The organism is Pseudomonas sp. I2 (assembly GCF_040984075.1).
In the GTDB taxonomy this organism is placed as follows: domain Bacteria; phylum Pseudomonadota; class Gammaproteobacteria; order Pseudomonadales; family Pseudomonadaceae; genus Aquipseudomonas; species Aquipseudomonas guariconensis_B.
In genome coordinates, this window is the sequence record NZ_JBCGFQ010000084.1 from 1 (window position 1) to 12,729 (window position 12,729).

Annotated in this window: 12 protein-coding genes; 2 read left to right on the forward strand and 10 right to left on the reverse strand. The window is 64.5% G+C overall.

Annotation, left to right across the window (positions count from 1 at the left end):
• Positions 1-196: prepilin-type N-terminal cleavage/methylation domain-containing protein (locus tag WCE05_RS25030; RefSeq protein WP_368816771.1), on the reverse strand; the 196-nt coding region annotated here is incomplete at its 3' end.
• 109 nt (positions 197-305) lie between these two features.
• Between WCE05_RS25030 and WCE05_RS25035 the strand changes: the two genes are divergently transcribed.
• A complete protein-coding gene (locus WCE05_RS25035) occupies positions 306-797 on the forward strand; it encodes a GspH/FimT family pseudopilin (protein WP_225789517.1) in 492 nt (163 codons plus the stop codon).
• On the opposite strand, the gene ispH is transcribed toward WCE05_RS25035, so the two are convergent.
• The 6 genes from ispH to murJ all read right to left on the reverse strand — a co-directional run bounded on the left by ispH (position 798) and on the right by murJ (position 8,133).
• On the reverse strand, positions 798-1,745 hold the full coding sequence (ispH, locus tag WCE05_RS25040; RefSeq protein WP_225789516.1) for a 4-hydroxy-3-methylbut-2-enyl diphosphate reductase: 948 nt from the start codon (positions 1,743-1,745) through the stop codon (positions 798-800).
• A gap of 14 nt (positions 1,746-1,759) precedes the next feature.
• On the reverse strand, positions 1,760-2,197 hold the full coding sequence (gene fkpB, locus WCE05_RS25045) for an FKBP-type peptidyl-prolyl cis-trans isomerase (protein WP_225789515.1): 438 nt from the start codon (positions 2,195-2,197) through the stop codon (positions 1,760-1,762).
• Positions 2,190-2,705: a signal peptidase II gene (gene lspA, locus WCE05_RS25050; protein ID WP_225789514.1), complete on the reverse strand. Its 516-nt coding sequence runs from the start codon at positions 2,703-2,705 to the stop codon at positions 2,190-2,192. Before lspA ends, fkpB begins: the two co-directional genes overlap by 8 nt.
• Positions 2,698-5,529, reverse strand: coding sequence for an isoleucine--tRNA ligase (ileS, locus tag WCE05_RS25055; RefSeq protein WP_225789513.1), 2,832 nt, complete (start codon positions 5,527-5,529; stop codon positions 2,698-2,700). The genes lspA and ileS overlap by 8 nt, the downstream gene beginning before the upstream one ends.
• On the reverse strand, positions 5,526-6,476 hold the full coding sequence (gene ribF, locus WCE05_RS25060; RefSeq protein WP_368816772.1) for a bifunctional riboflavin kinase/FAD synthetase: 951 nt from the start codon (positions 6,474-6,476) through the stop codon (positions 5,526-5,528). Before ribF ends, ileS begins: the two co-directional genes overlap by 4 nt.
• A 118-nt stretch (positions 6,477-6,594) precedes the next feature.
• Positions 6,595-8,133: a murein biosynthesis integral membrane protein MurJ gene (gene murJ, locus WCE05_RS25065; RefSeq protein WP_225789511.1), complete on the reverse strand. Its 1,539-nt coding sequence runs from the start codon at positions 8,131-8,133 to the stop codon at positions 6,595-6,597.
• A gap of 250 nt (positions 8,134-8,383) precedes the next feature.
• On the opposite strand from murJ, the gene rpsT reads away from it, so the two are divergent.
• Positions 8,384-8,662 carry a 30S ribosomal protein S20 gene (rpsT, locus tag WCE05_RS25070; RefSeq protein WP_023382471.1) on the forward strand — a complete coding sequence of 93 codons (279 nt, stop codon included), beginning with the start codon at positions 8,384-8,386 and terminating at the stop codon, positions 8,660-8,662.
• 219 nt (positions 8,663-8,881) lie between these two features.
• Here rpsT and WCE05_RS25075 read toward each other — a convergent pair whose 3' ends face one another.
• Genes WCE05_RS25075 through WCE05_RS25085 form a run of 3 tightly spaced genes read right to left on the reverse strand, consistent with a single transcriptional unit; the run spans position 8,882 to position 12,444 of the window.
• A complete protein-coding gene (locus WCE05_RS25075; protein ID WP_225789510.1) occupies positions 8,882-11,182 on the reverse strand; it encodes a PqiB family protein in 2,301 nt (766 codons plus the stop codon).
• On the reverse strand, positions 11,175-11,798 hold the full coding sequence (locus WCE05_RS25080; protein ID WP_225789509.1) for a paraquat-inducible protein A: 624 nt from the start codon (positions 11,796-11,798) through the stop codon (positions 11,175-11,177). Before WCE05_RS25080 ends, WCE05_RS25075 begins: the two co-directional genes overlap by 8 nt.
• Positions 11,785-12,444: a paraquat-inducible protein A gene (locus WCE05_RS25085; protein ID WP_225789508.1), complete on the reverse strand. Its 660-nt coding sequence runs from the start codon at positions 12,442-12,444 to the stop codon at positions 11,785-11,787. The genes WCE05_RS25080 and WCE05_RS25085 overlap by 14 nt, the downstream gene beginning before the upstream one ends.
• Positions 12,445-12,729 lie beyond the last annotated feature (285 nt).

Below are 12,729 nucleotides of genomic sequence, written 5' to 3' on the forward strand. Positions count from 1 at the left end.
CCTCCAACCGGCCCGCCGCCCTCGCCCGCTCGAGCAGCCCCTGCGCCAGGTGGATCGCCTGGCTATCGCGCCGCGTGTTGTCGAGCACCTGCAAGGCACGCACTTGCAAGGCGGCGGTGGCGAACAGCCCGAGCGCCAGTACTCCCATCGCCAGCAACACCTCCAGCAACGTCATGCCGCATTCCTTTGTCCGCATCCTGCGCCTCCTGCGAATTTTCCCTGCCGCCCTCTCCTACCTGGCCGACTGGACCTTCTGCCCATCGGCCTCGAAGCTACAGCGAAGCACTTCCAGGGAGGAATGCACGGTGAAGCAACAGGGAGTAACACTGATACAAACCCTGTGCGCGCTGGCGCTGGTCAGCCTGCTGACACAGGTGGGCATACCGGCCTACAACCATCTCAGCGAAGGCCTGCACCAGGCCGCTGCGGCCCGCGAGCTGGCACATGCACTGCGCAATGCACGCGGCCATGCCTTGCTGCGACAGCAAACGGTGCTGGTTCGGGCACTGCAAAACGACTGGGGGATCGGCTGGCGTACGCTGCTGGCGCACGATGGGCAATTGCTGCACGAGCGACGCCTGGGCCGCAGGCTCAAGGTCGTCGGTAACCTGGGCAATGAAGTGAAATTCAGTGGCTTGGGGGTTCCGCTGCGTGGCAACGGCGCGTTTCTGGGGGGCACCTTCGAGATCTGCCAGGGCACCACGCAAGCGAGTCATTTGCAGGTGGTGCTCGCCCCCAGCGGCAGGATCAGCCTGCGCACCGGGACGGCTGATCCGCCACTGTGCGCAGGCCGCTGATCAGATCAGCGAGCGAACCCGCAGCTCCTTGGGCATGGAGAAGGTGATGTTCTCCTCGCGGCCATCGAGCTCTTCGGCGCCGCTGGCGCCCCAGGCCCTGAGCTGGTCGATCACGCCACGCACCAGCACCTCGGGGGCCGAGGCGCCAGCGGTGATGCCGATACGCGCGACGCCCTCGAACCAGCCTTGCTGCAAGTCCTCGGCACCGTCGATCAGGTAGGCCGGGGTACCCATGCGCTCGGCCAGTTCGCGCAGGCGGTTGGAGTTGGAGCTGTTGGGGCTGCCGACCACCAGGACCACATCGCACTCGCCGGCCAGTTGCTTGACCGCATCCTGGCGGTTCTGGGTGGCATAGCAGATATCGTCCTTGCGTGGCCCGCCGATGTTCGGAAAGCGCGCACGCAGGGCATCGATGACCCGGCTGGTGTCGTCCATCGACAGGGTGGTCTGGGTGACGAAGGCCAGGTGATCCGGGTCGCGCACCTGCAGGTTGGCGACATCCTGCTCGTCCTCGACCAGGTAGATCGAGCCGCCATTGCTGGCGTCGTACTGGCCCATGGTGCCCTCGACCTCCGGATGCCCGGCATGGCCGATGAGGATGCATTCCCGGCCGTCGCGGCTGTACTTGGCCACCTCGATGTGCACCTTGGTGACCAGCGGGCAGGTGGCATCGAACACCTTGAGGCCGCGGCCGGCCGCTTCCTGGCGCACGGCCTGGGAAACACCGTGGGCGCTGAAGATGACGATGACATCGTCCGGCACCTGGTCGAGTTCTTCGACGAAAATAGCACCGCGATTGCGCAGGTCTTCGACCACGAACTTGTTGTGCACCACTTCGTGGCGCACGTAGATCGGCGGGCCGAAGACTTCCAGGGCCCGGTTGACGATCTCGATCGCCCGGTCGACCCCCGCGCAGAAGCCGCGAGGGTTGGCGAGTTTGATTTGCATGCTCGGCTCCAGGCTTACAGCGCCTTCACCTCGAGGATCTCTACCTCGAAGTTCAGGGTCTTGCCAGCCAGTGGGTGATTGAAGTCGATGGTCACCTGGTTGTCGTCGAAAGCCTTGACCACGCCCGGCAACTCGGCGTTGGCGGCATCGTTGAAGATCACCAGCAGGCCTTCGGAAAGCGCCATGTCGGTGAACTGCGAGCGCGGCATCACCTGCACGTTCTGCGGGTTCGGCTGGCCGAAGGCGTTCTCCGGAGCGATGGTCAGGGTGCGCTTGTCACCGGCCTTGAAGCCGAACAGGGCGGCTTCGAAGCCGGGCAGCAGGTTACCATCACCGACCTTGAAGCAGGCCGGTGCCTTGTCGAAGGTGCTGTCGACGGTGTCGCCGTTTTCCAGGTGCAACGCGAAGTGCAGGGTGACTTCGGTGTTCTGGCCGATACGGGTCTCAGTCATGGACAGGTTCTCCGGACTTCTTGCTCTTGAACATATCCAGCGCCAGCATCACCGCGCCAACGGTAATGGCACTGTCGGCCAGGTTGAAGGCCGGGAAATACCAGCGGTTCTGCCAGTGCACCAGGATGAAGTCGACCACGTGCCCCAGCACGATGCGGTCGTACAGGTTGCCCAGCGCGCCCCCCAGCACCAGGGCCAGGGCGATGGCCAGCCAGGTCTCGTTGCGCCCCAGGCGCTTGAGCCAGACCACCAGCACCGCGCTGACCACCAGGGCGATCAGGGCGAACAGCCAGCGCTGCCAGCCGGAGCTGTCGGCGAGGAAGCTGAAGGCGGCGCCGGTGTTGTAGGCCAGGGTCCAGCTGAAGTAGTCGGGGATGACCACGATCTGCTGGTACAGGCTCAGGGCACCCTCGAAATAGACCTTGGTGGCCTGGTCGAGGACCAGGACCACCAGGCTCAGCCAGAGCCAGGCAAGGCGCCCGAAGCGCCCCGCAGCAGGGTTAGGCATAGTGACGCACCTCGCCGGAACCGCTGATGTTGTCTACGCAACGGCCACAGATCTCCGGGTACTCCGGATGGCTGCCGACGTCGGCGCGGAAGTGCCAGCAGCGGCCGCACTTGGCATGGCCGGACTTGACGACTTTCAGCTTGAGGCCTTCGACCTCGGTTGTCACGGCATCGGCCGGCGCCTGGACGAACGGCACCACGCTGGCGGCGGAGGTGATCAGCACGAAGCGCAGCTCGTCGCCCAGCTTGGCCAGGTCGGCGCTGAGCCCTTGCTCGGCGAACAGGGTCACCTCGGCCTGCAGGTTGCCGCCGATGGCCTTGGCCGCGCGCTGGTTCTCCAGCTCCTTGTTGACCGCCGCCTTGACCGCCATGACGCGATCCCAGTAGGTGCGATCCAGCTCGAAGCCTTCGGGCAGCTCGGCCAGGCCTTCGTACCAGGTGTTGAGCATGACCGACTCGTTGCGCTCGCCTGGCAGGTACTGCCAGATCTCGTCGGCGGTGAACGCCAGGATCGGCGCGATCCAGCGCACCAGGGCCTCGCTGATGTGGTACAGCGCGGTCTGGCAGGAGCGGCGGGCGACGCTGTTGGCACCAGTGGTGTACTGACGGTCCTTGATGATGTCGAGGTAGAAGCCGCCCAGCTCCTGGACGCAGAAGTTGTGCACCTTGGAATAGACGTTCCAGAAGCGGTACTCGCCGTAGTGCTCTTGCAGCTCGCGCTGCAGCAGCAGGGTACGGTCGACCGCCCAACGGTCCAGCGCCAGCATCTCTTCGGCCGGCAGCAGGTCACGGGCCGGGTCGAAGCCGGTCAGGTTGGAGAGCAGGAAGCGCGCGGTGTTGCGGATACGGCGGTAGGCGTCGGCACTGCGCTGCAGGATCTGCTCGGACACGGCCATCTCGCCGGAATAGTCGGTGGCGGCGACCCACAGGCGCAGGATGTCGGCACCCAGGGTGTCGTTGACCTTCTGCGGCTCGATGGTGTTGCCCAGCGACTTGGACATCTTGCGGCCGCTCTCGTCCACGGTGAAGCCGTGGGTCAGCAGTTCGCGGTACGGCGCGTGGTTGTCGATGGCGCAGCCGGTCAACAGCGAGGAATGGAACCAGCCACGGTGCTGGTCGGAACCTTCCAGGTACAGATCGGCACGCGGTCCGGTGGCGTGGCCGATGTCATGGGAGCCGCGCAGCACATGCCAGTGGGTGGTGCCGGAGTCGAACCAGACGTCCAGGGTATCGGTGATCTTGTCGTACTGGGCGGCTTCATCACCGAGCAGCTCGGCGGCGTCCAGCTTGAACCAGGCCTCGATACCTTCCTGCTCGACGCGCTTGGCCACTTCCTCCATCAGCTCGACGGTGCGTGGGTGCAGCTCGCCGGTCTGCTTGTCGAGGAAGAACGGGATCGGCACGCCCCAGTTGCGCTGACGCGAGATGCACCAGTCGGGACGGTTGGCGATCATCGCGTGCAGACGCGCTTGGCCCCAGGACGGCACGAACTTGGTTTCTTCGATGGCCTTGAGGGCGCGCTCGCGCAGGGTATCGCCGCTGTTGGGCTGGCGGTCCATGCCGACGAACCACTGGGCGGTGGCACGGTAGATCAGTGGGGTCTTGTGGCGCCAGCAATGCATGTAGCTGTGGCTGATGGTCTCGGTGTGCATCAGCGCGCCGACTTCGCGCAGCTTCTCGACGATGGCCGGGTTGGCCTTCCAGATGAACTGGCCGCCGAAGAATTCCAGCGAGGGCACGTACACGCCGTTGCTCTGCACCGGGGTGAGGATGTCGTCGTTGAGCATGCCGTAGCGCTTGCAGGTGACGAAGTCATCCTCGCCGTAGGCTGGCGACGAGTGCACCACGCCGGTACCGGCGCCCAGCTCGACGTAGTCGGCCAGGTAGATCGGCGACAGGCGGTCGTAGAACGGGTGGCGGAAGTTGATCAGCTCCAGCGCCGAGCCCGGCGCGGTGGCGATCACCGAACCTTCCAGGCCATAGCGCCCGAGGCACGACTCGACCAGTTCCTCGGCCAGCACCAGCAGGCGCTCGCCGGTATCGACCAGGGCGTAGTTGAACTCCGGATGGATGTTCAGCGCCTGGTTGGCCGGGATGGTCCAGGGGGTGGTGGTCCAGATCACGATGGCGGCCGGCTTGGCCAGGCTCGCCAGGCCGAAGGCAGCGGCCAGCTTGTCGGCATCGACGACCTCGAAGGCCACGTCGATGGTCTGGGATTTCTTGTCGGCGTACTCGACCTCGGCCTCGGCCAGGGCCGAGCCGCAGTCGAAGCACCAGTTCACGGGCTTGAGGCCCTTGAACACGAAGCCTTGCTTGACCATCTCGGCCAGGGCGCGGATCTCGCCGGCCTCGTTGGCGAAGTTCATGGTCTTGTAGGGGTTGTCCCAGTCACCCAGCACGCCCAGGCGGATGAACTCGGTCTTCTGCCCTTCGATCTGCTCGGCGGCGTAGGCGCGGCACAGCTCGCGGGTCTGGTCCGGGGACAGGTGCTTGCCGTGGGTGACCTCGACCTTGTGCTCGATCGGCAGGCCGTGGCAGTCCCAACCCGGCACGTAGGGCGCGTCGAAGCCCGACAAAGTCTTGGAGCGGACGATCATGTCCTTGAGGATCTTGTTCAGCGCATGACCGATGTGGATCTTGCCGTTGGCATAGGGCGGGCCGTCGTGCAGGACGAACTTCGGACGGTCCTTGCCAATCTCGCGCAGCTTCTGGTACAGGCCAATGCTGTCCCAGCGCTGCAGGATCTGCGGTTCGCGCTGAGGCAGGCCGGCCTTCATCGGGAAGGCGGTGTCCGGAAGGTTTAGCGTGGCTTTGTAGTCGGTCATTTCAGGCTCTTCGTTAGCGGTTGAGCGTGCCAGTGGGCACGTGCGGCGGCGATGTCCGCGTCGATCGCCGACTTCAGCGCCTCCAGGGAGGCGAATCGCTGCTCCTCGCGCAGCTTGTGGTGGAACTCCACCGTCAGGCGCCGGCCATACAGGTCGCCGGCGAAATCCAGGAGGTGAATCTCCAGATGGGGGCGCCCGTCACCGGCGACGGTGGGCCGTACGCCGATGTTGGCGACACCTGGCCAGACCTGGCCATCGATCTCGGCGCTGGTCAGGTAGACCCCGCTCAGCGGCACGCGGCGGCGCTTGAGCTGGATATTGGCGGTCGGCGTGCCGAGCTGGCGGGCCAGCTTCTGGCCGTGCAGCACCCGGCCGCTGATGCAATAGGGGCGGCCCAGCAGGTGCTCGGCCAGCACGAAGTCGGCGTTGGCCAGGGCATTGCGCACTTCGGTGCTGCTGACCCGCAGGCCGTCCCGCTCGACGGTATTGGCGGCCTCGACGGTGAAGCCATGCTGGCGCCCGGCCTCGACCAGGAAGGCGAAGTCGCCAGAGCGGTCGCAGCCGAAGCGGAAATCGTCGCCGACCTCCAGGTGACGCACGCCCAAGCCGTCGACCAGGATGGTCTCGACGAATTCATCGGCGCCGAGCTTGCTCAGGCGCTGGTTGAAGGCCAGGCACAGCACCCGGTCGATGCCCTCGGCGGCGAGCAGCTCGATCTTGTCGCGCAGGCGGGCCAGGCGGGTGGGGGCGGTATCGGGGGCGAAGTACTCGCGCGGCTGCGGCTCGAAGATCACCACGCAGGTCGGCAGGCCAAGTTCCTGCCCACGTTCGCGCAGGCGCCCCAGGATCGCCTGGTGGCCCCGGTGAACCCCGTCGAAGTTGCCAATGGTGGCGACACAGCCCCGGTGCTCGGGGCGCAGGTTGTGAAGTCCTCGAACCAGCTGCATAACGCGCTTCTTGCTCATAAAGTGGCCGATTATAACCACACCCGGGCGCCGGTGACAGGCAGCAGCGCCACAGTGGGGCGTGGAATGCGAAAAACCGACGCCTGGCCCGCTCCTCGCCTCAGTGCAAGGCCTTGCGGGCGAAGTGCCGCGGGCGGAAACCGCACAGGAACAGGCAGCCGAAATAGGTCAGCACGCCTGCCAGGATCAACCCGCCCAGGCGCAGGAAGCGCTCGGGCATGTTGCCCTGCGCCCAGGCGGGCATGTAGTGCATCCCCACCAGCAGCACCGCCGACATCAGCAACACCGCCAGGACCAGCTTGGCCAGGAACAGGGGCCAGCCCGGCTGTGGCTGGAACAACTGCTGGCTGCGCAGTTTCCAGTACAACAGGCCTGCGTTGAGGCAGGCGCCGAGGCTGATCGCCAGGGCAAGGCCGGCATGCTTGAGCGGGCCGATCAAGGCCAGGTTGAACAGCTGGGTGCAGACCAAGGTGAAGATCGCGATCTTCACCGGCGTGCGGATATTCTGCTGCGCATAGAAGCCGGGGGCCAGCACCTTGACCAGGATGATCGCCAGCAGGCCGACGGAATAGGCGATCAGCGCCCGCTGGGTCATGGCGGCGTCGAAGGCGGTGAACTTGCCGTACTGGAACAGCGCCACGGTCAGCGGCTCGGCGAGGATCGCCAGGGCCAGGGTGCAGGGCAGCACCAGCAGGAAGCACAGGCGCAGGCCCCAGTCGAGGATCCGCGAGTACTCCTGGCGGTCACGGTTGGCGTAGGTCTTGGCCAGGGTCGGCAGCAGTATCGTGCCCAGGGCCACGCCCAGCACGCCCGAAGGCAGCTCCATCAGGCGATCGGCGTAGTACATCCAGGAGACCGACCCGGCCACCAGGAACGAGGCGAAGACGGTGTTGATGATCAGCGAGATCTGGCTGACGGATACCCCGAGGATCGCCGGCAGCATCTGCTTGAGTACCCGCCAGACGCCGGTGTCGCGCAGGTTCAGGCGCGGCAGCACGAGCATGCCGATCTTCTTCAGCGCGGGCAGTTGGTACAGTAGTTGCGCCAGGCCGCCGGCCAGCACGCCCCAGGCCAGGGCCATGATCGGCGGGTCGAAGTACGGGGTCAGCAGCACGGCGAAGGCGATCATCGCCACGTTCAGCAGGGTCGGCGTGAACGCCGGAACCGAGAAGCGGTTCCAGGTATTGAGGATCGCCCCGACCAGCGAGGACAGCGAGATCAGCAATATATAAGGAAAGGTCACCCGCAGCAGCGCGGTGGTCAGCTCGTATTTCTCGGCGCTGTCGACGAAACCGGGCGCGGTGACCCAGACCACCCAGGGCGCGGCGAGGATACCCAGGGCGGTGACCAAGGCCAGGGACAGGGTCAGCAAGCCGCTGACATAGGCGATGAAGGTTCGGGTCGCCTCCTCGCCCTGCTGGGTCTTGTATTCGGCCAGGATCGGCACGAAGGCCTGGGAAAAGGCGCCTTCGGCGAAGATCCGGCGCAGCAGGTTGGGCAGTTTGAAGGCGATGAAGAAGGCGTCGGTGGCGATGCCGGCACCGAACACCCGCGCCAGGATGGTATCGCGGACGAACCCCAGCACCCGGGAAATCATGGTGATGGAGCTGACCGCGGCCAGGGATTTGAGCAGGTTCATCGAAAAGTTTCACGCCTGGGACGGAGAGCGCTGCCAGAAGGCGCGCGAATATGCGATACTTGCGCGTCTATGCAGGGCAAGCCAAAACTCCCGAGTTTACAGGTCGCTGCGCAGAAAGGAATCATTCCTTCGCGCTTGCGCTCCACTCGGCGGAACCCTGCAAGTGGCCTTGACATCCGCTCGACTGATCGGCATGATTCGCGGCCTATTTTGTTTGCTATTTACCTAAAGTCTTTCGAGGAGCTCGACGGTGGCCAACACACCTTCCGCCAAGAAACGTGCAAAACAGGCTGAGAAGCGTCGCAGCCACAACGCCAGCCTGCGTTCCATGGTCCGTACCTACATCAAGAATGTAGTCAAGGCCATCGACGCAAAAGACGCCGAAAAAGCGCAAGCCGCCTACATTCTGGCTGTGCCTGTAATCGACCGTATGGCCGACAAGGGCATCATCCACAAGAACAAGGCTGCTCGCCACAAAGGCCGTCTGAATGGCCACATCAAGGCGCTGAAAGAAGCTGCAGCTGCCTAAGCGACACGCTTGTCGAAAAACCGACCCTAGGGTCGGTTTTTTGTTGCCTGTGATTTGTGTTCATTGCCATCGATAACGGGTGCCTAAGCTTGCCTGCTCGCCGGCAAGCCTACGCACACAGGGCCCCTGTGTCATTTGCGGTCGACTCGCACCCTGCGGGAGCCGGCGATGGGCTGCAAAGCAGCCCCAGGCTTACAACCCCTACCTGACCGGCCAGCCTCACTTCGCGATCTGGATCTTCGGTGCCCACTGCAGCCACTCATCCTCCGGCTTGTCGAACAAGGCAAAGGTCTGCTGCGGGCGTGCCGGGTTACCCATCTTCTCGCCATCGGGCGTTGCGAAAGCAATGCCGCCGTCGATCAAGGTTTCCAGGGACTCGGTGCGCACCGTGGCGCCCTTGAACAGCCCCCAGTCGAAGCCGAAGCCGCTGCTGTTCCAGAACCGGCTGCCACCCCGGACCAACGCCGCATAGCGAGGCTCGATGAGGATGTGGATCAGCACCCGGTCGGCGGTCTGCCCCAGCTCGAAGCCGGTGACCTTGCCCACCGTGACCTCGCGATAGGTCACCGGTACGCCCGGCTTGATCGAGCCACGGCGCGGTGCGCTGAGCGTCAGCGGCAGGCCGGCTTGCTGCGCGACCGCTTCCGGGGCCTCGGGCAGAGCGATGAAATCACGCTGCGGCCCCCTGTCCTGCACTGCCGGCTGGACTTCCAGGTACTGGCCACCCACCAAGGTATCGAGGTTCTCGGTACGCACCAGGCCGAAGGCCGGCTTGACCACCCAGAAGCGCGTACCGGCCCGGGCGATGCGCTCCTGCGCGGCGGTGATGCGTGCCCTGAGCAGGACTGCCTGCAGGTCCGCGGTCAGGTCGACGCTCTCGATGCTGCCCACGTCCAGGCCGCGGAAGCGAATCGGGGTGCCCGGCTTCAGGCCATCGGCGCGATCGACACGGATGGTGATGAGGGTACCGGCGCGATCGGCGGCCTCCTGGCTCTCGTGCAGACGGAAGCGTGGAATGCGCCGCTTCAGGGGCACGTCGGCCCTGGGCGTGTCGAAGGCGATGCCACCGGCCATGAGGGTCTGCAGCGACTCGCTCTTGATCTTGATCCCCGACAACCCGCCGGAGAGGGTGATGCCGCTGGCGTTCCAGAAGCGTGTGGAGCCGTTGACCAGGTTCGCATACTCCTTCTCGATGTGCACCCCGATCAGAATGCGCTTGCTGTCGCGGGCGAACTGGTAGCTCTGCACACTGCCGACCTTGACCTGGCGATAGGTCACCGGGCTGCCGACTTCGAGGGAGCCGAGGGTGTCGGCGAACAGCACCATGTGCAGACCCGGGGCCTTGAGGTCCAGCGGCGGCGCCTTTGCCCGCGCCTCGAACTCACGCTGCGGCCTGGCCCCCTTCTCGCCCGGACGAATGGCGATGTAGTTGCCCTTCACCAAGGCTTCCAGGCCGGTGATGCCGGCCAGGGAGATGGAGGGCTTGACCACCCAGAACTGGGTGCCATCGACCAGGTAGTCTTCGGCCAGCGGATCCAAGGTCAGCTCGGCCGAGGCGCTGGACAGGTCTTCCTCGATCTTCAGGGTCTTCAGCGAACCGACCTGGATCCCCTTGTACATGACCGGCGTACGGCCGGCCTGCAGGCCCTCGTAGTCGCTCAGCTTGACCTTGACGCGGATCCCCGCCTGGGCGGCGTCGAAATCCTCGTACAGGCGGAACGGTAGGCTCGGGTCGGTGGGCGGGCTGTCCTTGCGGTGCTCGGGCGTAGCGAAGGCGATGCCGCCGGCGACGATGCTGGCAAGGGATTCGCTGCGCAGCTTCACACCAGACAGGTCGGCGTCGATACTGATGCCGCTGGCGTTCCAGAACCGCGTGTGCTTGCGCACCAGGTTGGCGTAGGCCGGCTCGATGAAGACCTTGACCTCTACTGTGTCCTGGTCCTCGGAGAGGCGGTAGCTCTTCACCCGACCGACTTGGATTTGCTTGTAGAACACAGGGCTGTCGCGGTTGAGCGAACCGAGGCGATCAGCCTTGAGGGTCAGGTGCAGGCCCGGCTCGCTGTCGGACAACGGCGGCGCCTCCGACAAGGCGGTGAACTGCTTGGTCTTCTCGCCTTCGCCTGGGCTCACGGCGATGTAGTTACCCGATACCAGGGTTTCCAGGCCGGAGATGCCAGCCAGGCTGACACTCGGCTTGACCAGCCAGAAGCGCGTCCCGGTGGTCAGGTGCGGCTCCGCAGCCTTGTTCATCTCGACGGTGGCGATAACCCCGGTGCCGTCGCCTTCGACATCGAGCACCAGGCTCTTCACCTTGCCGACCGACATGCCCTTGTAGATGACTTCGGTCTTGTTGGCGACGATGCCCTCGCCGGTGAGGAAGCGGACCTGGATCTCCACACCGGCGTCACGGTAGGCCTGCCAGGCCAGCCAGCCACCGATCACCAAAGCGATCAGCGGCAGGATCCAGATGGCCGACCAATTCGAAGCTGGGCGGGTTTTAGCCGTAGGCATGTCACTCATGGTCGTCATCCGACTCCGTATTGTCCCAGATCAGTCGGGGATCGAAAGTTAAGGCTGCGAGCATCGTCAGGATCACCACGGAGGCGAAGGCGACGGCGCCCAGGTTGGCTTCGACACTGGCGATGCGGCCAAAATTCACCACCGCCACGAGGATGGCGATGACGAAAATATCCAGCATGGACCAGCGTCCGATGAATTCGATGAAGCGGTACATCAGGATCCTCTGCCGCGCCGACAAGGGCTGGTGACGCTGCACCGAGTAGAGCAGCAGGCCGATGCCGACCAGCTTGAAGGTCGGCACCAGGATGCTGGCGATGAACACCACCGCGGCGATCGGCAACATGCCGTGCTTGAGCAAGGTGATGACGCCGGACATGATGGTGTCCGGGCTGCCCTGGCCCAAGGCGCTCACCGTCATGATCGGCAGCACGTTGGCGGGGATGTAGAGGATCGAGGCCGTGATGAGCAGGGCCCAGGTGCGCACGATGCTGTTGGGGCGGCGCGCATGGACCACGGCGCCGCAGCGGGTGCAGGTCTGAGAGTCGCCGCCAGGCACCTGCCGGTTCAGCTCATGGCATTCATTGCAGACCAGGATGCCTGCATCAATCGCCCGCATGGATATCCTCCCCTGACAGGGCGATCCAGATCTGGTGTGGCGACATCACCACTTCCAGCCATACCTGGACCAGCAGCAGGCTGATGAAACAGAAAAGGCCAAGGCCTATGGTCAGCTCCGCCAGGTCGACCAACTTGACGATGGCCACCAGGACGCCCATGAAGTACACCTCGAGCATGCCCCAGTCACGCAGGTGGTGATAGATGCGGTAGAACAGCAGGCCATGGCTGCGTCCGATGTTCAGGCGAATGCTCAGCAACACGACCAGTTGGCACAGCAGCTTGAGCAAGGGGATGGCCATGCTGCACAGGAACACCACCACGGCGACGCCGCGCATCTGCGAGTTGTACAGGCCGACCACGCCACTCCAGACGGTGTCGTCGGAGGTCTGGCCGAGCAGGTGCAACTGCATGATGGGCAGGAAGTTGGCAGGCACATAGAGCAGCAGGGCCGTCAGCACCAGCGCCAGGCTGCGATTGACCACGTTATGGCGGTGGGCGTAGAGCTCGTAGCCGCAGCGGGGGCAATGGGCCTTTTCGTCATTCTGCAGCACTGGCTTGCGCATCAGCAGGTCGCATTCGTGACAGGCCACGAGTTCGTCCAGCGGTAATTGGGGCAGCGCTTCGGGATCGACAGGATTGGGCATATCGAAGGTCTGAATGGATACGTGGGCCCTATTCTAGTGTTCTGGCTCGAAGAAAGGGACACCTGGCGGGTTGAACGAAAGGCTTGATAGGCAAAGGGTGTTAGCGGACGACCGCCTGGGGTTGTTGGCACCGGCCCTATCGCCAATCCCCAGCCAGGCGCCAGAAAGACAAAACCCCTACCTGCTCGCGCAGATAGGGGTTTTGCGAAATGAATCTTGACGATGACCTACTCTCACATGGGGAAACCCCACACTACCATCGGCGATGCATCGTTTCACTGCTGA